17 protein-coding genes are annotated in these 23,387 nt (G+C 43.3%); 7 read left to right on the top strand and 10 right to left on the bottom strand.

The window, feature by feature from the left end; translation table 11 throughout:
* Positions 1 to 39 precede the first annotated feature (39 nt).
* The 3 genes from L0992_10685 to L0992_10675 all read left to right on the top strand — a co-directional run bounded on the left by L0992_10685 (position 40) and on the right by L0992_10675 (position 4,532).
* Positions 40 to 780: an ABC transporter permease gene (locus L0992_10685; protein ID XGB66186.1), complete on the top strand. Its 741-nt coding sequence runs from the start codon at positions 40 to 42 to the stop codon at positions 778 to 780.
* A 2-nt stretch (positions 781 to 782) separates the two neighbouring features.
* Complete coding sequence (locus tag L0992_10680) at positions 783 to 1,460, top strand: ABC transporter permease (protein XGB66185.1); 678 nt, start codon at positions 783 to 785, stop codon at positions 1,458 to 1,460.
* A 219-nt stretch (positions 1,461 to 1,679) separates the two neighbouring features.
* Complete coding sequence (locus L0992_10675) at positions 1,680 to 4,532, top strand: ImpA family metalloprotease (protein XGB66184.1); 2,853 nt, start codon at positions 1,680 to 1,682, stop codon at positions 4,530 to 4,532.
* A 121-nt stretch (positions 4,533 to 4,653) separates the two neighbouring features.
* Here the strand turns inward: L0992_10675 and xthA are convergent, their stop codons facing one another.
* The 3 genes from xthA to emrD form a co-directional block, all read right to left on the bottom strand.
* Entirely contained in the window at positions 4,654 to 5,460 is an 807-nt protein-coding gene (gene xthA / locus L0992_10670; GenBank protein XGB66183.1) for an exodeoxyribonuclease III, read from the bottom strand.
* A gap of 169 nt (positions 5,461 to 5,629) precedes the next feature.
* A complete protein-coding gene (locus L0992_10665) occupies positions 5,630 to 7,720 on the bottom strand; it encodes a S9 family peptidase (protein XGB68720.1) in 2,091 nt (696 codons plus the stop codon).
* A 341-nt stretch (positions 7,721 to 8,061) separates the two neighbouring features.
* Positions 8,062 to 9,267, bottom strand: coding sequence for a multidrug efflux MFS transporter EmrD (emrD, locus tag L0992_10660; GenBank protein ID XGB66182.1), 1,206 nt, complete (start codon positions 9,265 to 9,267; stop codon positions 8,062 to 8,064).
* Positions 9,268 to 9,823: 556 nt separating this feature from the next.
* On the opposite strand from emrD, the gene L0992_10655 reads away from it, so the two are divergent.
* Complete coding sequence (locus L0992_10655) at positions 9,824 to 11,941, top strand: methyl-accepting chemotaxis protein (GenBank protein ID XGB66181.1); 2,118 nt, start codon at positions 9,824 to 9,826, stop codon at positions 11,939 to 11,941.
* A 111-nt stretch (positions 11,942 to 12,052) separates the two neighbouring features.
* Here L0992_10655 and L0992_10650 read toward each other — a convergent pair whose 3' ends face one another.
* The 5 genes from L0992_10650 to dinG form a co-directional block, all read right to left on the bottom strand.
* Complete coding sequence (locus L0992_10650; GenBank protein XGB66180.1) at positions 12,053 to 13,186, bottom strand: cupin domain-containing protein; 1,134 nt, start codon at positions 13,184 to 13,186, stop codon at positions 12,053 to 12,055.
* A 71-nt stretch (positions 13,187 to 13,257) separates the two neighbouring features.
* Positions 13,258 to 13,428, bottom strand: coding sequence for a pleiotropic regulatory protein RsmS (gene rsmS, locus L0992_10645; GenBank protein ID XGB66179.1), 171 nt, complete (start codon positions 13,426 to 13,428; stop codon positions 13,258 to 13,260).
* Positions 13,418 to 13,966, bottom strand: coding sequence for a primosomal replication protein (locus L0992_10640; protein XGB66178.1), 549 nt, complete (start codon positions 13,964 to 13,966; stop codon positions 13,418 to 13,420). The genes rsmS and L0992_10640 overlap by 11 nt, the downstream gene beginning before the upstream one ends.
* A gap of 23 nt (positions 13,967 to 13,989) precedes the next feature.
* Positions 13,990 to 14,769, bottom strand: coding sequence for a TSUP family transporter (locus L0992_10635; GenBank protein XGB66177.1), 780 nt, complete (start codon positions 14,767 to 14,769; stop codon positions 13,990 to 13,992).
* A 127-nt stretch (positions 14,770 to 14,896) separates the two neighbouring features.
* Positions 14,897 to 16,972, bottom strand: coding sequence for an ATP-dependent DNA helicase DinG (gene dinG / locus L0992_10630; GenBank protein ID XGB66176.1), 2,076 nt, complete (start codon positions 16,970 to 16,972; stop codon positions 14,897 to 14,899).
* A 514-nt stretch (positions 16,973 to 17,486) separates the two neighbouring features.
* On the opposite strand from dinG, the gene L0992_10625 reads away from it, so the two are divergent.
* Positions 17,487 to 18,488 carry a porin gene (locus L0992_10625; GenBank protein ID XGB66175.1) on the top strand — a complete coding sequence of 334 codons (1,002 nt, stop codon included), beginning with the start codon at positions 17,487 to 17,489 and terminating at the stop codon, positions 18,486 to 18,488.
* A gap of 134 nt (positions 18,489 to 18,622) precedes the next feature.
* Here L0992_10625 and L0992_10620 read toward each other — a convergent pair whose 3' ends face one another.
* A complete protein-coding gene (locus tag L0992_10620) occupies positions 18,623 to 19,351 on the bottom strand; it encodes a pseudouridine synthase (GenBank protein ID XGB66174.1) in 729 nt (242 codons plus the stop codon).
* Positions 19,352 to 19,671: 320 nt separating this feature from the next.
* On the opposite strand from L0992_10620, the gene L0992_10615 reads away from it, so the two are divergent.
* Positions 19,672 to 21,897, top strand: a complete 2,226-nt coding sequence (locus L0992_10615) for an NADP-dependent isocitrate dehydrogenase (protein XGB66173.1) — start codon at positions 19,672 to 19,674, stop codon at positions 21,895 to 21,897.
* A gap of 331 nt (positions 21,898 to 22,228) precedes the next feature.
* Here the strand turns inward: L0992_10615 and cspD are convergent, their stop codons facing one another.
* Positions 22,229 to 22,450: a cold shock domain-containing protein CspD gene (cspD, locus tag L0992_10610; GenBank protein XGB66172.1), complete on the bottom strand. Its 222-nt coding sequence runs from the start codon at positions 22,448 to 22,450 to the stop codon at positions 22,229 to 22,231.
* Between the two features lie 585 nt (positions 22,451 to 23,035).
* Between cspD and clpS the strand changes: the two genes are divergently transcribed.
* A complete protein-coding gene (clpS, locus tag L0992_10605; protein XGB66171.1) occupies positions 23,036 to 23,356 on the top strand; it encodes an ATP-dependent Clp protease adapter ClpS in 321 nt (106 codons plus the stop codon).
* Positions 23,357 to 23,387 lie beyond the last annotated feature (31 nt).

Raw genomic sequence — 23,387 nt, 5'->3', positions numbered from 1 at the left:
TGTCTTACCAACTTTTTCGTAGTTCTGTTGGAATCCATTATGTTTGATTTACAAGGATATGAAGCGTCGATCCTGAAAGGAGCGGTGCTCACAATCGAAGTTGCCTTGCTGTCGCTAATTTTAGCTATGGTTCTTGGTATGCTAGGTGCCTTAGCAAAACTCGCGCCTTATCGCTGGGCTCGTGCTATTGCAACCCTCTACACAACTGTCATTCGAGGCATTCCAGATCTCGTATTGATGATGCTGATTTTCTTTGGTGGACAAATCCTTTTAAACAACAGTTTGTATTCCATCAATGAGTGGCTCAACGAGTGGTTTGCATCCAGTGATCCTAACCACGAATGGACCTCTTACCTACCTGATTACATTGATGTCAGCCCATTTGTTGCTGGTGTCTTAACCATAGGCTTCATCTTTGGTGCTTACATGGCAGAAACATTCCGCGGTGCGATCATGGCTGTCGACGGCGGTGAGATGGAAGCGGCAAAAGCTTATGGTATGAGCCCTGTAAAGGCGTTTCACCGCATACTGTTACCACAGATGATTCGTCATGCATTACCGGGTTTTGGTAACAACTGGCTGGTATTACTTAAAACCACCGCGCTGGTTTCGATTATTGGCCTAGAAGACATGGTACGTGTTAGTGCACTGGCGGCGGGTTCAACCAAAATGCCATTCACTTTCTACATGACAGTGGCGATTATCTTCTTATTCTTCACCAGTGTTTCAACGGGCTTACTTAAGCTAGTTGAACGTAAATTTAGTATCCACGCGAGGTAGTTATGGACTTTTCATTGATAATTGAAAGCCTGCCGATTTACCTTGGTGGTTTATGGACAACGGCTTGGATGGTTTGTGTCGCTCTGATTATTGGCTTATTCGTAGCCATACCATTAGCGATCGCTCGTAACAGCCCAAATATGCTGATTAATGCTCCGGCTTGGTCATTCATCTATTTCTTCCGTGGTACGCCATTACTGGTTCAGCTGTACCTGATTTACTACGGTATGGACCAATTCTTCCCAGTGAAAGACACATTATGGGAAAACGCGTGGTTCTGTGCTTTGGTGGCATTCATTCTTAACACGTCAGCTTATACCGCAGAGATCATTCGTGGTGCGATTAACGGCTTACCGAAAGGCGAAGTTGAAGCAGCAAAAGCTTACGGCATGAGCACACCAATGACTTACCGCCGTATCATTTTGCCAAGCGCTCTGCGTCGCGCATTGCCGGCTTACAGTAACGAAGTCATCTTCATGCTTCACGGTTCAGCCGTTGCGGGTATCGTAACGATTATGGATCTAACCGGTGCTGCACGTTTGGTTAACTCTCGTTACTACGCTCCATTTGAGTCTTTCTTAACAGCAGGTCTGTTCTACATGGCGTTAACGTTCATCATCATCGCGATTTTCAAATTCGCAGAGAAACGTTTCCTTGCTTACCTAAGACCACTTAGCTAATTGCATTTTACATAGTTAACAAAACGGCGCTCATTGAGCGCCGTTTTTTGTATCACAAGAAAAATCAGTGACGACCTTGGATAGGTTTATCTCGGAGAACTATCGATTTTTCAAAACAGTTAACTTGCTTCAAATTGTGCTTACACATTCATTAGAATAATTGCTTTAGATTTAACTATAGATAGACTCGGCGGAATTTTGTTGTTGCATGGAATAATGATGAAAAAGAGTAACTTACTATCCAATTTGGTTCTTTGTGTTATTGCCCTGTCACTTTTAGGATGCGGAGGTGGTAGCGGCGGTGAAAGTGCCCAAACTGGTTCTGGTGGTTCTGGTGGTTCTGGTGGTTCTGGTGGTTCTGGTGGTTCTGGTGGTTCTGGTGGAGAAGGGAGCGGAGGTGACGGAAGCGGTGACCCTGATATTACTCCTACTCCACAAACAGCAGTACAAAAGGCATTGTCCACGGGCGATGCCTCGTATGTGACTGACTCTAATGAATTTATTGAAGCTAGCCAAGCTTTAGTGACTCGATACAACTCGGATTACAATCTGATTAAACAAGCTTTATCTCAAAACTCAGATGGGGAGCCGTTACGCAATCTTCATTGGGATCCAACCCATGACACAGCAATTATCTTACCTACCTATGGCTTTAATGATGTCGTCTTAAAAACTAATAAAGCGATGATTGATGGATATGATGATCAAGAGTTAGTGATAGGTATTGCTGGTTATACATCAGACAACAGTCGCTATGCAGCATTAGCGAGTAACCCTTTTAGAACGAAGCAACGTTTCCCTGATTCTGTCAATGACGAGATGAACACTTGGTTGAAGAACTTGGTGACTTGGGTTTCAGGTACTGATGTACCCCAGAATGTCGTGTTAGCTCAGCTTGATCAGTCTCATTACTTTCCTGATGACCAAGCGACACGAAACTGGTTAACCGACAATGTTAACGCTTCTATGGTTATAAACGCAGACAATACTTGTGATGGCAGTCAGTTAAGCCAGTGCCTTGAAGCCAATGACCCTGATTTGTTGATCGTGTCTCAAAAGCTTAATACTGGCGATAGCATAGACGATGTTCTTAAGGGGGTACGCCTCGCGTTCAGCGAGAACATTCCTGTGTTGTACCTGCATCTTAATGGCGGCATGACGGACTTAGGTAATGCCTTGTTTGCTGAAATGCACATGACCTACGTTGGTGACAACTATTGGCGCAAGCTCGGCCTGTCTAATTGGGATTCTACACAGCTTATTAATCAGGTTCCGGATAACATTGTTCAACAACAAGCACTTTTACAGAGATTGAAAGACGATAGCTTCACTGCTGACTTAAATACCTGTGATGATAAATCTTGCCCTGATGAATCCAATATGGATGAGGAGTTCTATATTGCCGCAAACAGTATTCGTTCCCATCTAACATCGCTTGATAGTAAGAAAGTGGATCTGTTTACAACGGATGATTACGAATATGAAAAGCTGTTACTGCTACTTGCTGACCATTACCGTCAAGATGTTCAGTACCCAATGGGTAAAGGCGTGACAGAGAGGATTGATTTTCTTCGTTCTTATTACAGTGATTACGCGGTATACAACAGTCGCGTGTATAACGCGGCGCAACCAAGTCTAGGTAATTTTAGTACTAAGAGTTTTGAGAACGTTCCGCTAGTCACAAAAACAATTGCTTTGGAGTCCAAGAGAAACTTTCGGTCTGCTGGTGTATATGCCTTGCCGGGTAAGACAATTAAGGTGACTCGCTTAGACAGTAACGAAGTCTCTACGTCTATTGCATTTAATACATTGCGTAGCGGCGCAACACACGAGTTTTCAGGTAATGACGGTTACGCTCGGCCAAAATTTCTCACCTCGGTAACCTATCCAGTGAAACCGGGAGAGACGATTTATCTCACATCAGCCTATGGTGGGACATTACAGGTTCATTTTGATACCAATGATATTGATGTGGAGCTGCGCTTTGAAAATGTCGCGCAGCATCCTGTTTGGCGCAGTGAGGCAGACAACGACAGTTTTGTTGCACAGCTTGAGGAAGGAAACTTTGATTGGACCGAGCTGATTACTCCGGGATTTGAAGTTCACTCAAAGCTAGAAAAAATGCAGGATTCAGTAAGCCCTGCGCGATGGGATAAGCCACAAGATATGGCATTAGCAACAGAGCGTTACGTTCATAACTTACCTCATGCGCTTGCTGGTTTTGAAGGCCCGGGAATTGATGTCATTGATGAAATTCAGCAATACGCAAAAAATCAGGGTTGGCAGGTTGAAACCATTGATATTGTGAAGCATATGAACGCCGACCAAGCGAACTGTGGTTACGGTTGTTCAGGAAACCCTTACGATGCTTATTGGTCTTTTGATCCTCTAGGGCATGGTGATTTACATGAATTAGGGCATGGGCTTGAGAAGAGTCGCTTTCGTTTCTCTGGTTGGGAAGGCCACTCTACGACGAACTACTACTCCTATTACAGTAAGTCTCGTTATTATCAAGAGACGGGAAAGATATCGGCTTGCCAAGGTTTAGACTTCAAAGGTCAATTCGAAATACTTAAACAGAGTCGTTTGGAAATCGACCCGAATGCTTATATGGCTACTCAGAACCAAGCGAATTGGAGCTGGGGTGCACGCATCTATATTCAGATGATGATGTTGGCGCAAGAGCAGGGGATTTTGACTACGGGTTGGCACTTACTGGGACGTTTGCATACGATAGAGCGAGAGTTTAATCGTTTGGCAAAATCAGAAGAACTATGGAGTGCAAATCGAGGCTCGATAGGTTTCTCTGATTACACTCTAGAAGAGGCAAAAGCTATTTCTAGTGATGATTGGCAATTGATCGCGATGAGCTATGTGACTCAACGAGATATGCGAGCGTACTTGGATATGTGGGGCTTTAGCTTTGATAATAAGGCGAAACAGCAGGTGGGAAGTTTGAATTTAACCACCATGCCTCTTAAGTATTTTGCTTCTGAGAATACTGGCTATTGTTTAGATGACTTTGCGAAGTATCCATTGGATGTGGATGGAAGTGCTGTTTGGCCTCTTTGATAGCTCGGTAGCAACCGATTTGCTTTAGCGATAAATATGGATATGAAAAAGGAGAGTGGGTAATTCCAACTCTCCTTTCTTTTTTAATTAGTTAAACAAGAAAACGAGTTAAACGAGCTAATTACTTAAAAGTCGACCAAATTGGCGCGTGATCAGACGGTTTTTCAATGCCACGTAGCTCATAGTCGATGCCAGCTTCAGTGCACTTATCAGCAAGTTTCTGAGTTGCTAGGACTACATCAATACGCAGACCGCGGTTGTCTACGAAACCTTTTGAACGGTAATCAAACCAAGAGTATTGATCGTTTACTTCAGGGTGCAGTAAACGGAAGCTATCTACAAAACCCCAATCCATCAGAGTTTTTAGCCATTCACGTTCTTCTGGTTGGAAAGAACACTTACCGGTTTTCAACCAACGTTTCGCATTAGGTTCACCAATGCCGATGTCAGCATCAATTGGGCTAATATTAATGTCGCCCATTACGATCACTTGTTCATCTTTATTGTGGTAATCGTTTAGGTAAGTCATCAAGTCTTTGTAGAACTCGCGCTTGTACGGGTATTTGGTTTCATGCTTGATGTTATCCCCTTGAGGGAAGTAACCATTTAGTACTGTAACCTTTTCACCGTTTTCATCTTCAAACGTCGCCATGATCATACGCTTTTGATGGTCTTCATTGTCGGTTGGAAAACCTTTCTGAACAGAGATTGGCTCTTGCTTACACAGCATAGCCACACCGTAGTGTGCTTTTTGGCCGTGAAAGTAAACCTTGTAGCCCATTGCTTCAACATCAGAAACAGGGAAGGCTTCATCGTGTACTTTTATCTCTTGCAGACCAATTACGTCCGGTTGGTGTTTGTCGATAACAGCTTGCAGTTGGTGAAGGCGGGCTCTTAGGCCGTTGATGTTGAAGCTAATTACTTTCATTTGTTTTTATACCTCTCGTAAACCTTTGTCACTGCTTGTTTTTAAAGGTTTTTGATTTGGTGGATTTCATGGTTCATCGTATTTAACCATGCTTAATAATTTCTGTCGCCACTTTGTAGAGACAAAATGGCGACATTAAATGATGTGAATACTTACAGTTACGTAGAATCTATTGAGTCTTTAGTAAATCTAAAAAGAACGCGTATTCGAGTGCGTCTTCTTTCAATCGTTTAAATCGACCAGAAGCGCCACCGTGACCGGCCTCCATATCGGTTTTGAACAGCAACACATTGTTGTCTGTTTTCATTTCACGCAGCTTCGCCACCCATTTCATTGGCTCAAAGTATTGCACCTGTGAGTCATGCAGGCCTGTCGTTACCAACATGTTCGGGTAGTTTTGTACCTTAATGTTGTCGTACGGTGAGTAACTCAGCATGTAGTCATAGTAGGTTTTATTGTTAGGATTGCCCCATTCATCGTACTCGTTAGTCGTAAGAGGAATCGACTCGTCAAGCATGGTTGTTACTACATCAACAAACGGAACATGAGCTCCAATGCCTCTGTATAATTCCGGTGCTTGGTTGATAATAGCTCCCATTAATAAACCGCCGGCTGAACCGCCTACCGCGAATACTTTATCTTTAGCACCATAACCTTCTTCAACTAGACCTTTAGTTACATCGATAAAGTCATTGAACGTGTTTTGTTTGGTCAGTTTTTTGCCGTCTTCATACCAAGGTCGCCCTAGCATTTCTGAACCGCGGATGTGAGCTATCGCAAAAACGAAGCCTCTATCAAGCAGGCTGAGACGAGTCGAGCTGAAGGTCGGTTCAATGGTTGAACCGTAAGATCCGTAGCCGTATTGGTAGATAGGGTTAGTACCGTCTTTCTTGAATAAGTCTTTGCGATAAACCAAAGAGACAGGCACTTGCTTGCCATCGCGAGCCGTAACCATGATTCGCTCTGATTGGTAATTATCCGCTTCGAAATCACCTAATACTGGTGTTTGCTTTTTGATTTCAGACTCACCCGTACTCAGGTCGAAATCGTAGTAAGTCCCCGGTGTAGTCAAGCTGCTGTAATAGATTCGAACTTTTGAGTTATCTAACTCATAGTTACTCGTTAGGTAAGCGGCAAAAGCGGTGTCGTTAAATTCAAGTGGGAACTCTTTGCCTGTTGAGAGCTGGCGAACCGTGACTGTCGACAAGCCATCCGCACGTTGCTCGTAAACAAGATGGTCATCAAACAACTCGAAATCAACAAGCTGAGTGTTATCGTCCGCTGCAATGACATCGACCCATTTTGAGCGGTCATGCATGTCTTCAGCTGCGACTTTCATTAAACGAAAGTTGACCGCTTGGTAGTTGGTGTAGATGTAATACCAATCACCCAGTTTAGCGATGCTGTACTCAATTCCAGTCTCTTTTGGGTAGAAAGCTTCGGCTTTAGCCTGTGGATTGTTGGCATCGATGACTGAAACACCACTGGTTTCTGTGCTCGAGTGCCAAATGTAGACCTCTTCACCATCTTTGCTTTTGCTCAATGAGGTGTAGTAAGCGCTGTCGATTTCTTCGTAGATTAACTCATCGCTTGTTTGAGGTGTGCCTAATACGTGGCGGTAAACTTGGTAACCTAGCAGTGTTTGTGGATCTTTCTTGATGTAGTAAAAGGCTTGGCTATCGTTTTGCCACGCGATAGCACTCGAAGCACCTTCAATTTCGTCGTTTAGGTATTCACCAGTGGTGAGGTCTTTAATCTTGATGGTGTAAATGCGGCGACTCAGGGTATCTTCACCATAGGCCAACAAGTTTTCGTCTGGGCTGATCGTTAAGCCACCAATACTGAAGAATTCATGTTCTTTTGCTAGTTCATTAACGTCTAAGATGACTTGCTTGTCCGTGCCTAAAAAGTCTTTTTCACGCAAGTGAACCGGATATTCGTTGTCACCCGTGACTTTATTCGAGTAGTAGTAGCTGCCTTTACGAACCGGTACTGAATTGTCGTCTTTCGCGATTCGGCCTTTGATCTCTTCAAATAACTGTTTTTGTGTTGATTCTGTATGCACCAGCACAGTCTCTGCGTACAGGTTCTCTTGCTCAAGATGCTGCAAGATCTCTGGATCTTGGCGTTCATCATCGCGCATCCAGTAGTAATTATCGATTCGAGTATCACCATGAATCGTCATTGCATGAGGGACTTTCTTAGCAACAGGAGCTTGTGTCTGCTGAGCGACGAGTTGCGATGGAGAGTAGTGTTTCATGGTTGTTATTCCTTGATGGCTGCATCCGGCGACAAGCGCCACCGATACGGCTAATGTGGTTAAAGCGAAACGCATCTGTATATCCTTAGTGTGCACCTTACTCGTTTTAATGCCAGCATCCTTTTCTATCAGAGCCTAGGTATCGTGGTTTTCTTCCAGTGATGTTATTTATAATTGGATTCTGGATATGCACTTTCAAGGTAAGTGTCTGTTATTGTTTTCAAAAAATCAAAGTAATGTTAAATGAAATTGAGGTAGACGTGAGGGTAAGCGTGCAACAAAAAGGGACACACTTTTCAGTATGTCCCTTTTCTTCGTATGGGCAGGACTCGAGTTTTATTTTAGATAGCCAGTGGCATTTCGTTTGAGTGGTCAGGTTTACGATTAACCCAACGTAAACCAAGCATCACGATAAATGACATTGCAATCATCAAACAACCGAGTGGCAGTTGGTCTTGAGCCGGGAAGAACGATGCCAATAGTGTTGCGATACCAGCACCTAGGTTCTGCATACCACCTAAGATCGCGCCTCCTGTACCTGCGTGGTATGGGAATGGCGAAAGTGCACCTGTTGTAGCCGCCGGGAATAAGATACCAGCGCCCAAGAAGTAAATCGCTGCACCGCCAACCAAAGTCAATGCTGTCGTTTGACCAAACAGCCCCGGTATCAAGACCACTGCTGAGCCAACCAAGATCGACACTAAGCCAACATTCAGTGCGCGGCGTTCAGAGCGACGTTGTGCGATGTAACTAGATAAGCCTGCACCCACTAAGTAACCCGGAATGGGTAAGACAAACAGCAAGCTTACTGTGGTTGCAGGTAGACCAAGTACGCCGCCAAGCAGTACGCCTGCCGCTGCTTCAAATACAGCTACGCCAGCAAAGGTTGCGACCAGTATTAGTAAGAAGCCTTGGAAACGTTTGTCAGACAGAACGAATTTGTAGCTGTTTACAACCGACTCGTTTTTGCGTCGTTCTTTAGGCAGAGTTTCCATCATGCTCGTCATCATGGTGATAACAACAGCGATACCAAACAGTGCAAGGAACAAGTAGCTAGAACGCCAACCGAAAGCTTCTGTTAGGTAACCACCTAAAACAGGCGCCATCAGAGGTGAGAAAATCACACACATGCTGATTAAGCTATTTGCACGGTGCAGCTCTGCGCCTTCAAAACAGTCACGAGTCAATGTACGAGACATCGCACCGCCACAACCTATGCCTAAACCTTGGATAAAGCTACCCACTAGGAACCATTGATATTCATGGGCGAACAACGCCACCAAAGTACCTATGATGTAGATGATCAAACCTGCAACGATGATAGGTTTACGACCTAGTCGATCAGAAAGCGGACCATAAACAAATTGCGATAGACCATAAGGGATCAAGTAGCACGCCATCACAGCTTGAAGTGAAGACGCAGAAACCAAGAACTCACCCGCCATATGACCGATAGAAGGCACGTACATCGTTTGAGTCATTTGACCTACGGCTGTCAGGATAGCGATTAAAAAGGTAAGTTTCGCTAATGGAAACGAGGCAGACATTTGCGTATCTCTCCAAAAATTAAAGACGTAAAAAACCTTAGCGCTCCATTAAGGAGAGCCAAATTAATAAAGTATTCAGGGAATCTAGGCGCGAGATATTAGAGCTTGATTGACGACTTAGCAATCAATAAATGTGAAGTTGATCAAGATAAAAATCTATAACTTGAATTAGAAAAAATAATCCGAAATTGCTGTGTTTTAGAGATGCAGAGTGTGTGGGATGGGCTTCCTTGAAATGTCTCTTTGATAAAGCAATATTCCCATTAATAGTGTTAGTTCAAATATCTCTCTAAACCGCGAACACTGCTAGTTGGGCGTTCTAGCTTCAATAGTTTAACTTGGCGTGACAAGCTGAAAGCTCTTGAAATCACAGTAACAAAAGACAAAAAACACGACTTATTAACATTTATGTAAACTTTCGTTTTATATGTGTGCAAATTGTGCTGTAATCATCCGCTAAGCTATTCGTCTAACTCTTTAACATTGTGGACAGCAATTCGTTATCAATGTGGGAGTTATGGTTAAGGAAGTCTTTTGGCTTAAATAAGGATATTAAATGCGCTCTCTATCGGTACAGTGGAAAATAACCCTCTTAGCAGGTTGTTGCCTAATCATTACTTCACTGTCTCTTATTGGTTTCTCGATCTATAACGCGACGAGCAATCAACAAGTCATCAAATCTCAAAGCTCAGAATCAGTTATCAATAAAACTCAGCAGTTGTTGGCGTCTGTTTCTCAGCTTAATGCTCAAGAAACTCAACGTTACGTCGACGAAGCTATTTACCGCGCAGAGATGCTTGCGGCGAATGCTCAGTTTCTAAAAAACAATGCAGATGAAAACTTTACGCCAAGTGAAGAGCTTCGTACTGCGCTGGACGAGATGGTGCGTCGTTCAGTTTTAAACTTCGATTCGATTCAAGGGGCATATTTAGTTTTTAAGCCAGACCTACTCGATAGTGAAGACGCGAACTATGTGGATGCCGATTATGTCGGCTCTAACGAAAAAGGCCGCTTTGCACCTTATTGGAAGGTGGCAGACAACGGTGAGAATGTTCTGCCGAATGTGCTTTCAGAATCGATATTGAGTGATGACAGCAACAGTGAGCGTTTCTACTGTCCTTTGTCATCAGGGCAAACCTGTATTAGTACGCCAAGAGTCGTGAACAGCGGAGGTAAAACCTTACTGACCTCTTCAATCTCTGTACCTATCTTACTCGATGATATGGCGATTGGTTTCTTAGGGATTGATCTCAGACTAGATGGCTTAACCAATGTAGTGACTCAATCTGACCAAAGCTTGTTTGATGGCGCAGGTGCAGTTTACGTGGTGAGCCTAGACGGTTCTGTTATTGCTTCTGATGATTCAAGCATTGCAGTTGGTTCGAGCTTCCAAAGTAACAACACAAACAGCGACTTGATGACCGATTTTATCTTTGGTGGCGAAGTGACAACGCAATGGAGTGAGAACGGTGAGTGGTTACTCGCATTTGCTCCAGTTGTAGCCGCTAACCAAACTTGGGGCGTGTTGTTCGAGATCCCAAGAGAGAGTGTCGTCGCCGATGCAAATAAATTGGATTCCATCATTAGTACTAAGTTAAGCGAAGGCATCAAGACAGAAGTGATCGCAGGTACTGTGTTTATTTTCTTTGGTCTAGCTATTATCGCATTTGCTTCACTGTCTATTGTTAAACCAATTCGACAGGTAGTAGAGAGGTTGAATGATATTGCTTCTGGTGAAGGTGATTTAACACAGCGCTTAGAAGTGAAATCTCAAGATGAAATCGGACAGTTATCGAAAGGGTTTAACCTGTTCTTAGATAAGCTTCAGCACACAATCAAAGAAGTGGTTTTAACAACGGAACAGGTAGTGAGCACAACTAGCCAAGCGAAAGCCTCTGCATCAAGCACTCGTGAAAGCAGTGAATCTCAATTCAAAGAAGTGGATTTAGTTGCAACAGCGGCAGAAGAGATGACTCAAACCGCAGGCTTAGTGGTACAAAACGCAGAGGTTGCCGTGGACGCAGCGTGCGAAGCGAACCGTTCTGCTCAGCAAGGCCAAGAAGTTATCGAACTTTCAGCTGGTGAAATGAGAAAGCTGGTGGAACGCATGTCGAGTGCTGTGCCTATTGTTGAAGAGCTAGCGAAGAATAATGGAAACATCACAGAGATTTTAAGTGTCATTGAAGGGATCTCTGAACAGACTAACTTGTTAGCGCTTAATGCGGCTATTGAAGCGGCAAGGGCGGGTGAGCAAGGACGAGGTTTTGCGGTTGTTGCTGATGAAGTAAGAAACTTAGCAAGCCGTACACAATCATCAGTGGGTGAAATCAGAGCGGTTATTGATAAGGTTCATGCAGGTACTCAAGATGTTGTGGAGGCGATACAAGAAGGTAATATTCTTGCCAACGATACTGCGTTACATGTTCAAAAAGCGGTTGAGGATCTGGGTTCGATCTTTACTTCGATAGAAGCGATCAGTGATATGAACAATCAGATTGTAAGAGCGGCAGAAGAGCAGCAATCGGTGTCTGGTGAAGTGAATCAAAGTGTGGTTAATATTCGAGACTTGAGTGCGAAGATCTTGGAACAAGCCGCGGCTTCTGAACAAGTGGGCAATGAAATTGATCAGCTGTCTCAACAGCAACAGAAATTGGTCAATCAGTTCAAGGTATAATGATTAAAACTTACCAAATTCTAGAATTGAAAAAGGGACAAATGAAATCTTCATTTGTCCCTTTTTATATCTTGCTTCGAAAGCTGACAAACAATGAGCGGTTGGTACTGCTTACTCTTCGATGAACCAGTAGCCTTTGTTCACTAATTCAGTTACGACCGTTACGCCTGAAGGAGATAGGGCAGTAGCCGAAGTGATTACAGTCTCATCGCAAAGTGTGTTGAGTAATGATGAGTCCGCTTCATCAACCTTAATCACTTCACCATTGATGTAAGCTGTGTTGCTTTCGCTTTCGTGGTACAGTGCTTTTAAACCTGACACTCGATGGATTTCACCTTCTGACTCCAAGTGTTGAGCGATCTCTTCTTGAGTCCATAGAGGCTCTGGCGCAACGATATCAAGCTGGTGGCGTGATTGGCTTAGCAGGCAGCCCATGAAGTCATTGATGGTTTCTGGCTCTTCAAGCGCTGACATCAACATCTCCGTTAGGTTATTCATATCAGACGCACGAATCTTGCCGTAGTTATTTTGAGATTTGAATTCAGGATCATGCAGGTGAACGTCACCCATATCATGCGCCAGTACAAAATCCGCAAAGTTGCTGATTAGCTCTTGTTCTTTTGGTGAACGGTAACCAATAGAGTAGCTCATTGAAGGTTCTAAGGTTGTGCCTTCATGAGGAAAACCTGGTGGGATGTAAAGAATATCGCCCGGCTCTAAAGTTTCATCAATGATTGGATCAAAGCCTTCTATTTGGCGTAGAGCGGAAGCTTGTACGGTCTCTTTGTATTGACCAATATCTTTCGCGCCCACTTTCCATTGACGCTTACCTTGGCCTTGAATAATGAATACATCGTATTGATCAATATGAGGGCCAACACCGCCTTCCGGTGCTGAGTAGCAAATCATTAGATCGTCGAACAACCAGTTTGGTAATTGTTGGAACGCTTCAGTCAGTTGATTTGCACCTTGATGCCAATGGTTTGCTGCTTGAACGATCAATTGCCAATGTGTTTCAGTGAGTTCACCAAACTTCTCTTCAGTAAACGGGCCGTGTTCGGCTGTCCATTTGTTGTCGAGGTTAGAAACAAAGCGAGAATCCACTTCTTCTTCCATCGATAAACCAGCAAGTTCTTCCGGCGAAATTGGGTCGACGAAGTTTTGGAAGCCACCTTTTAAGATGGTTGGTTTTTTATGCCAGTAGTTTTCAAGAAACTCGGGCATAGAAAAGCTAAGTTGGTACATGTGAATCCTGTATATTTTTGTGCTAGGTGCTAGGTGCTAGGTGCTAGGTGCTAGGTGCTAGGTGCTAGGTGCTAGATGCTAGATGCTAGTTTGGCTTGTAAATCTTGCTGGACAATCTTAATTGCTTCTAACGCAACCTTTGGGTCGATCTCGTTGCTTTCGAGTAAGTAGATAAGGTCGACAGCTAACTTAACTTCTTCAGGTGCGTTATCCAGTGGTGATGATGTGTTATCAGTGCTCATTTCGCTTAGGGTTCTCTAAGTTAATCAATCTCTCAATGTTCTTCATTGAGTCCTCACAGCGTTCCAATCGTTCTTTTGCGAGTTGCCAAGCCTCTTCCGCTTTTTTCTTATGGTGGCGTGGCGCAGAATCAAACGCTAACTTTCGTGTTTGAACTAAATCGACGAGCCGCTTTTGCCAATCTTGGTGTTGTGCGAGTTCGTTGTACAAGTCGTTTAAGGTTTTCCCTGATTTACTTTTCCTATCTAGGCGCAAATCGTGGTTGGCTAACTCTCGCTGAATCGCTGCAATCTGGTTGGTTAGCCTTTCAGTCAGATAATTTGCTCGTGATGAAGTGAGCTGATTGGTGCTCTGTTCACGAATAATTGTGTTATAAGTCGCCTGAGTTTCAAGGGCATAGGGAAGAAGTGTCGAAGCGCCACACTTAAACAAGGCTCTATCAAACAGTGCTTGATGATAAGCGCCACGAGACTTATCGACCTGAGAGCAATGGCCAATCAAGGTATCGATAACACTTTTGAGCTTTGAAAACTGATTCATTTTTGCTTCCCGTTTACTGGTGGCTATAAGTTCACAAACCACGCTTCATAAGCCAGTTTTATTGCAAGCACGCTAACCACAGTCACAAACACAGGTCGTATAAACGTCGCACCAAAACGAATTGCAGAATGTGCACCTACAAATGCTCCAGCCATTAAGCAAACACCCATGGTTAAACCAAGAACCCAATCAATATGACCAAGAATTGCAAAGGTCACTAAAGAAGTGAAGTTACTGGTAAAGTTCATAGCTTTGGACAGGCCTGAAGCAAGCAAGATATTTAGGCGGTAAAGCGCCATAGAACTTACTGTCCAAAATGCACCAGTTCCCGGACCTGCAACGCCATCATAAAAGCCAAGAATGAAACCTTGGTACTTTTGCTTTTTCTTAAGCACAGGGCAAGGTTTCGGTGACACGTTGTGGTTGGCATTTGGTGTCTTGTGAAAAATGGTATAGATCGCCGCAGCAAGAATCACTAATGGTAGTACTTTCTCTAACCACTCCGTGCTGATTGCATCAACGGTTAAAGTGCCAATAGTCGCGCCTATCAAGGTAGCTATGAATGCGTTAATCCAACACTCGGGCTTAAATAGCTTTTTACGATAGTAAGTAAAGGCCGCGGTCGATGAGGCAAATGTTGCAGCGAGCTTGTTCGTCCCTAGCGCAATATGTGGCGGTAGACCAAGCGACAGCAAAGCTGGGACGGTTAACATCCCACCACCACCGGCGACGGCATCAATAAAGCCCGCTGCAAATGCAACCAGAGCGAGGATAACCAACATGGTTGGCTCAATCATTTCCATAAATAGCTAGTGTTCTCGTTATTGCCTGTTGAGGCAGCCACACGAATAATCGATGGATTAATCATGTTGGGTTGTGAATGCAGGGCCTAGCGATAACTGGCCCATAACTACCTTAAGGGTAGGGAAATTAGTATTTTATTGTTCTTTTAAAAGGCGGTAGTGAGTCGAGTAGGGACTTCCCGTATCGCTTCGTGACTATGCGTCTATCAAGGATCGTGACTTTACCAGAATCTCGTTCTTTACGCAGTAGTCGACCGACAGATTGAATAAGCTTTTTACTCGCTTCTGGAACCGTAATCTGCATAAAAGGATTACCGCCACGTGATTCAATATATTCTGAATGTGCTTGTTCTACAGGTGACGTAGGCACGCCAAAAGGAATCTTGGTAATAACCAGGTTTTCAAGAAGCTCTCCTGGTAGATCAAGACCTTCTGAAAAGCTGCCAGTTCCAAAAAGAACGCTTGTTTTACCTTGGTCTATGAGCTTTTTATGTTTTTTTAGGATTTCGGTGCGTGATGTATCCCCTTGAACCTGCAAAGCCCATGACTTTTTAACGAAACCTGTTGCCAAAGCTTCTGCAACTTTATTCATTTGCCAGTAAGAAGAGAATAGAACGAGATTAGCTTTGTTGTCTTCTATTACCTTAGGCAAAATTTCAATAAGATATTCGGTAAACTGAGGCGCTTGCGGTTCGTATTTCATGGCTGGAACAATCAGCTCCGCTTGATTTTGATAATCAAATGGTGATGCCAAAGCCAGAAATTGCACGCCATCGTCTTCTTTTTGACTGATCCCCGCTTGGTGACAGAAAAAGCTGAACGAGTTGAGTGCTCTCATGGTCGCAGAAACAAGCACTGCACCGACACAACGGCTCCAAATCTGTTGGTCAAGCTGCCAACCAACTTCGAGTGGTGAAACATTCACGACGAAATCGCCTTCACTTTCTTTATTGAGTTCAAGCCAGCGAGCTAAAGGCGCGCCTTTTTCGCGTTTAGGTTCGGCCATTAAGCGCCAAACTTGTGCTAGGTTTTCCGTTCTTTGTATATAGAAGCCGATTTCAGCAAGCGCAGGCTCGGCTAACTTCGCTGAAAGCTCTCCATCTTTAACACGCTCAGCAATAAGGTCTGCAATCTTAGCGACAGCTTGACTCGCTTTTTGACTCAATTGTTTGAGGTCTTTAGATTCGTTCTCTAACCATTCTGGTAAGTCACCGTGTTCAAAACGGTACAACCCATCTTCAAAATGGCTGGCGTCAAACTGCTTGCTTAGTTGAGTCAGAGTCGGAATCAGTTGTTGTACAGAATCCTGCAATTCATTCCTGAATCGACCCACTCGCTTTTCATCCGCCAAGCCCGAAAGCTTGGTGATGGATTGATTCAAACGCTCTAACCATGAAGCGGCACCTTTTAAGCTTGCCGCCGCAGACGAGTGATCTCTCGCTACGTGTGGTAAGTGGTGAGCCTCATCGAATATATAGATGCTGTTCTCTGGCTCAGGTAGTATCACACCGCCACCTAAGTCAGCGTCTGCCATCACCAAGCTGTGATTAGCAATAATCACATCTGCTTTATCTAGCTCTGAGCGTGCTTTTTGGAAAGGACAGTCTCTATGAGTAGGCATGCTGTTATTACAGCTGTGTTTATCACTGACAATCATTTGCCAAATCATGTTGTCGATTGGTTTCGGCCATGAGTCACGGTCGCCATCCCATTTACCTTGAGTCAAGCTACGGTACATGGTTTGCAATTGTTCGATGTCCTTTTGCTTTGGCTTGGATTCGAACATAGCCATCTGACCACCATCAACCCCACAAGCAGCGGCTAGCTTTTCGGCACAGCAATAACGTTGTCTACCTTTGGCGAGTATAAAAGAGAACTCTCTATCTGTAAGTCTTCTATATAGAGGGAGATCTTTATTTACGAGTTGTTCTTGAAGTGCAACTGTCGCCGTTGAAATGACGATTTTTCGATTGTTGAGCACTGCAACAGGAATCGTCGCCATTAAATAAGCAAGTGATTTACCAATCCCCGTTCCTGCTTCAGCAACAATCATGCGATTACTTTTGTGGTATTGACCACAAAGTGTCTTCGCGATTTCTGCAACAAGGTAATTTTGAGCACGTCTAGGTACAAAGTTGTCCAACTGATCTTGGAGGTTTTGATAACTGGTGCGAATAGAATTTTGAATTTTAGTAGTTAGCATACTGTGACCTACGTAACGGAGCGAGGATAGTAGCACATATCACTAGTCGGTACATTTACCGTGAAATAGCTTGCTTTTGAACTAAAGGTAGATCTTGTTCACAAAAAAAAACTGAACCATCAGGAACTTAACGATTTTATTTATCTTGTGAAATATAAATATTAAAAAAGACTGGCTTGTAGGTGTTAAGTTCTGCTTTTTGGTCATTTTGTAGATTGTTTGTGGTTTTTAATTCTGTTTTGTTCTTTTTTTGGATTATTATATTTCCTGATAAAACTAAGGATAACTTGCTCGTAAAACAATGAAAAAAAATGTAAGTTATTGATTTTGATTGGTTTGTGTTTTTTTTAGGTTTGTTTTTAGTTTATTTGACACGCAGGATAATCTTTTGCAATCTAGACCTCGAAATTTAGTGACGGTGATTAACCAACAAAGAGTGGTAATGACCAGTCATAAAAAATAAAAGGGAACCGGGCAAGGATCTCCCATTCTTAGAAAAGGCAGTGGATTTATTATGAAAAAGACTCTATTAGCGCTAGCTATCGCAGCGGTATCAACTTCTGCATTCGCAGTTGAAACAAGTTCTCAAAACTCTAAGCCAGTTTTTGAATTTGATGACATGCATAAAGATCAGTTTTCTGTATCTGGTGCATGGGGTGTTGGTGGTTACTACGACACTGGTACTAAAGCATTCTACGATGATTGGGCTACAGCTCTAACTCTTGCTATTAGCTACAAAAACAACCGTTGGGTTGGTTACTTTGAAACAGACCTAGAGCTAAACTACAGCTCAGATGAGCAAAAAGTTGACATCCAATCTGGCCCAAATACAGACGTAGATAAAGCATGGTTAGGTTTTACTACTGACGCAGGTGTTATCTCTCTAGGTTGGGAAAACGATACTGCTCTAGATAAAGTAGACGGCGCTGGTGACTTCACTTACGAATTTGGTGCTTCAGCTGGTGATGCTTCTGATGGCTTCAATGTAGCTAAATTCCAAGGTGCTACTTCAGGTATCGCTTACGGTATCTCTGTTTTCGATACAGACGACAACCGTGATAAAGGCGAAATCGGCTACAATGGTTACATTGGTGTAGAGCAAGAGATGTTCAACATCTACGCTGGTTACGAAGCGCGCGAAGATTCTGATTACACAGTAACTACTGTTTCTGGTAACGTAACTCTAGACAAACTAAAACTAGGTCTTAACGCTTGGATCGATGACGGTAAAGTTGGTGTTGAAGACAATACAACTGACCTTAAACTAACAGGCTTCTATGCTTCTGCTGGTTACGCTCTAACTGAACAGCTTACTCTTGCTGCTGGTTACGCAACGAACACAACAGAATCTAACGTTGCTTCTGACATCGACCAGTCTTACATGAACGTTGCTGCTATGTACACTCTAAGCGACAAAGTAGACATGGGTATCGATATCAAACAAGAGCTAGACTCTGGTTTCTCTAACGTTGATGAAGAAACTCACGTATTCGCAGCTGCTTACTACTACTTCTAATAGTCTAACTCTTAGTTAAGTAACGCTGTAAAAGCCAGTCTTATGACTGGCTTTTTTGTGTCTGATATTTGTCAACGCATATAAAAATGGCCGCTCAAACTAGCGGCCATTTTTATATTCTCGGTATTTAGACTTTAAATCTCTTTCCACTCACCAGGCTGAAGCTGACCTACGTTCATGTCTCCCATTGAATAGCGAATAAGGCGCAGGGTAGGGAAGCCGATATTTGCTGTCATGCGTCTAACCTGACGGTTACGTCCTTCGATGATAGTAATCGCTAACCAGGTTGTTGGTATCGCAGCTCTAAACCTTACTGGAGGGGTTCTTTCCCAAACAGTAGGCTCGGACATGACTTCCACTTCTGCGGGCAGCGTCATGCCGTCTTTTAGTTCGACACCTTTTCTCAATTTATCTAAATCTTCCTCAGAAGGTGCACCTTCAACCTGCACCCAGTAAGTCTTCGATGATTTTGAGTTCGGCTGAGTCAGCTTAGCTTGAAATATGCCATCGTTGGTCAAGACCAATAACCCTTCGCTGTCACGATCAAGTCGGCCCGCGGCATAAACATCTTTAACTGGAATAAAATCAGCCAGTGTTTTTCTGCCTTCTCCATCAGTGAATTGGCTTAAGGTATCGAATGGCTTGTTGAACAAAATAACCTTGCGATCTTCGAGTGCAATTTTAGGTTTTGCGTTCGCAGGTTTCGCTTTGTATCTGTGTTTACTTGAGTGCGATTTCTTATGCGAATTACCAGTGTTATTTTTACCACCGTTTCGGCCTTGTCTGTTGCCGCTTTGTTTTAATGTGGCGCCAGAACGAGCCGGTTTGTCTGAACGAGATGCGCTGCGTGAGCGAGTAGACATGTTAACTACCTTGCAAAAATGTAAACGAAGTGTGCTGAAAAGTTTTCACTGAAACGGAATTGAGCTATCATTTGCGCGCCTAAAAGACACAAAATAGAACAAGTTTATGGACTCTTAAGCCTGATTTGTTTAATTATACCTACGTGTTTTATTATAACAACGCACTCACGGATTTGGTTCATGCTGTCATTAGATTGCATGAAAAATAAGGTAGAGTACGACTATCGAGTAAGCAGTTTTCACTCATAGAGTAGCTTACTGGTCAATTTATAACATTCTCACTATTTTAAGTGAGCTTGTCAGAACTATAGGGAAATTTCATGCCTACTGAAAAACCAACTATCATCTATACCATTACAGACGAAGCTCCGGCACTAGCAACTTATTCTTTGCTGCCAATCATTCAATCTTTTACGGCTTCTTCTGGTATTGACGTTGATACTCGCGACATTTCACTTGCAGGGCGCATTATTGCCAACTTCCCTGACTACTTGAATGAAGAGCAACGTATTGGTGATGCATTAGCAGAACTAGGTGAATTGGCTAAGACACCAGAAGCAAACATCATCAAGCTTCCAAACATCTCTGCATCTGTACCTCAACTTCAAGCAACCATCAAAGAGCTACAGTCAAAAGGCTACGCACTTCCTAACTACCCAGAAGAAGCAAACACTGACGAAGAAAAAGCAGTAAAAGCGACTTACGACAAGATCAAAGGCAGTGCTGTAAACCCAGTACTGCGCGAAGGTAACTCTGACCGTCGTGCACCACTTTCAGTTAAAAACTACGCAAAGAAAAACCCACACTCAATGGGTGCTTGGTCTGCAGATTCTAAGTCTCACGTTTCAAGCATGGACGACAAAGATTTCTTTGGTAGCGAGAAATCGACAACAATCGAAGGTGCTACTGAAGTTAGCATCGAGTTTGTAGGTAAAGATGGCGCTAAGAAAACACTTAAGCCAGCTTTTGCATTGCAAGATAAAGAAATCATCGACGCATCAGTAATGAACAAAGCTGCTTTGGTTGCGTTCTTCGAAAAAGAGATCGCATCGGCTAAAGAGCAAGGTGTACTGCTTTCTCTTCACATGAAAGCGACGATGATGAAAGTATCTGACCCAGTGATCTTCGGTCACGCGGTTAAGGTTTACTACAAAGACGTATTCGCGAAACACGGTCAGTTGTTTGAAGAGTTAGGTGTTGATGTAAATAACGGCATCGGTGATGTCTACGCGAAGATTGCAGCGCTTCCTCAAGATCAAAAAGAAGTAATCGAAGCTGACCTGCAAGCGGTATACGAGACACAACCACCACTAGCGATGGTTGATTCGGATCGTGGTATTACCAACCTACACGTACCAAGCGATATCATTGTTGATGCATCTATGCCGGCAATGCTGCGTTCTTCAGGTCAAATGTGGGATCCAGAAGGTAAACAAAAAGATACCAAAGCAATGATCCCAGATCGCAGCTACGCGAGCATCTACCAAGCGGTCATTGATTTCTGTAAAGAGAACGGTGCATTCGACCCAACAACCATGGGTAGCGTACCAAACGTTGGTCTGATGGCTCAAAAAGCAGAAGAGTACGGTTCTCACGATAAGACTTTCATCCTAGAAGCTGCTGGTCAGGTTCAAGTGGTTGATGCTTCTGGCGCAGTACTTCTTGAGCAAGACGTAGAGGAAGGCGATATCTTCCGTATGTGTCAGGTTAAAGACGCACCGATTCAAGACTGGGTTAAGCTTGCGGTAACGCGCGCTCGTGCTACAGGTGTTCCAGCTGTATTCTGGCTAGATGCTTCTCGTGCACATGATGCAGAGCTTATTAAGAAAGTAGAAGCTTACCTTCCTGAACACGATACAGATGGTCTTGAACTTAAGATTCTTGCTCCGCTAGAAGCAACTCAATACTCATTAGTTCGTATCAAGGAAGGTTTAGATACTATTTCAGTTACAGGTAACGTATTGCGTGATTACCTAACTGACTTGTTCCCAATTCTAGAACTTGGTACATCAGCTAAGATGCTATCGATTGTTCCTCTAATGAACGGTGGTGGTCTGTTTGAAACAGGTGCTGGCGGTTCTGCTCCAAAGCACGTGCAACAAGTAGAGAAAGAGAACCACCTTCGTTGGGATTCTCTGGGTGAGTTTTTAGCATTAGCTGCATCACTAGAGCACTTAAGCGTAGTAACTGGTAACGCTAAAGCACAAGTTCTAGCTGACGCACTTGATAAAGCAACGGGTGAATTCCTAGACAACAACAAGTCACCTTCACGTAAAGTGGGTGAGCTTGATAACCGTGGCAGCCACTACTACCTAGCAGCTTATTGGGCTAAAGCGCTTGCAGAGCAAACGGTTGATGCTGACCTAGCTGCGGAGTTCGCGGGTGTTGCGAGCCAACTGGCTGAAAGTGAAGAAGCGATTGTTGCTGAGTTGAACAACGCGCAAGGTGTTGCGGGTGATTTAGGTGGTTACTACCTACTTGATGATGCACTGGTTTCAACACTAATGCGCCCAAGCTCAACACTAAACGCATTTATTGATGCATAGTGATGGGACTCATCGTTAGTAAGTCAAGAAAGTGATTTGTTAACGAATTGCTTTAGTCGGATGGCTAAGTAATAGATAAAGTCAAAACGAGAGACGCTTTAACGATAATGTTAAAGCGTCTTTTTTTGTTCTTTTGTTATCCGCCTAAGACCTAACTTAATAGGAACACATCCTCGAACTCATTGTTTAGTGGGCAATCTTAGAACTCTCAAAACGAAAAAACCGCTCACGTAATCCTGTATTACAGGTATTAAATGAGCGGTTTCAATATTCTGTTTACCTGTCAGCCGTTAATTACGACATATGGAGGTCAACATGAGTTGGCATTCGCCTATTTTGCGGCGCTGCCTTCTACAGGAACAACAGAGCTAGCGTGCGAGCCTTTAGGTCCACTTTCTACTTCATAGTCGACCTGCTGACCAGCCTTTAAGGTTCGATAACCTTCCATTTGTATTGTGGAGTAGTGCGCGAAAATATCGCCGTCTTCACCTTCTGGACAAATAAAGCCAAACCCTTTGGCATTGTTAAACCATTTTACTGTACCTGTAGCCATGCTATACATCCCTCATGCATTTTGTTACTAACGTTGTTATATCAATTGTTGTAAGTCAGATTGATATCATTCCTATCACCTAAAGAATTTCAGCTGATAGCTTGAATCTCATACATTGCTTACGGAAATTAACGCTACCCTGCGTAATTATTCCTTATTGTTAAGTTTTAAAGCGTGTTACTGGTTTTAAATCATGTTGCAAAAATGTATTAAAAAACCTTTTAGCTCCAATGTAGCTAATGATTGAGCACAGTCAATAGCAAATTGGTATAAAATTGATCAAATTTAATAACAAATCACATTCGAGATTAACTGCAAACTATTAACTAAATAGTAACTTAGCGGTGATCTTATCGTCAGTGTCAATAGTTATGGCGTCTTTTTAATCAATCACATATGTTAATCCTGTTAATCGAGATCTTTTATTTGCAGCGATGGAAATGGTGGATTAGGCTCAGTATAGAGGAATATTTTTTGGTACTGTTTCTCGGTGCAGTTTCTTAGTACACCGTAAAGCGTGAATGTGGTAAATTTGAATTAGGCAAACACTCACGACTTCCGAAAAATAACCCTTAGCAAAGCGATATGAGCAGAAACTTTGAATGGGCATCTCCAGGCTCAGATTTACTGGAGAAAGAAGCAACAAAAGTAAAGCCACCGGCAATGTATAACGTTGTGTTAAATAACGATGACTACACGCCCATGGACTTTGTAATCGAGATCCTAGAGCGATTCTTCTCACTAGATATCGAAAAAGCAACGGAAGTGATGCTCAAGGTTCATTATGAAGGTAAAGCTATATGCGGCACGTACAGTGCTGAAATAGCGGAAACAAAGGTAGCGCAGGTCACGATGTACTCAAAGGAAAATGAGCATCCGCTACTATGTACAATGGAGCAAGTATAAATTGCTCGAACAACACTGTTGTTCCCTTAGG

Origin of the sequence: Vibrio pomeroyi (assembly GCA_041879425.1) — a bacterium.
Taxonomy (GTDB): domain Bacteria; phylum Pseudomonadota; class Gammaproteobacteria; order Enterobacterales; family Vibrionaceae; genus Vibrio; species Vibrio pomeroyi_A.
This window is presented reverse-complemented; position numbering and strand designations above follow the sequence as displayed.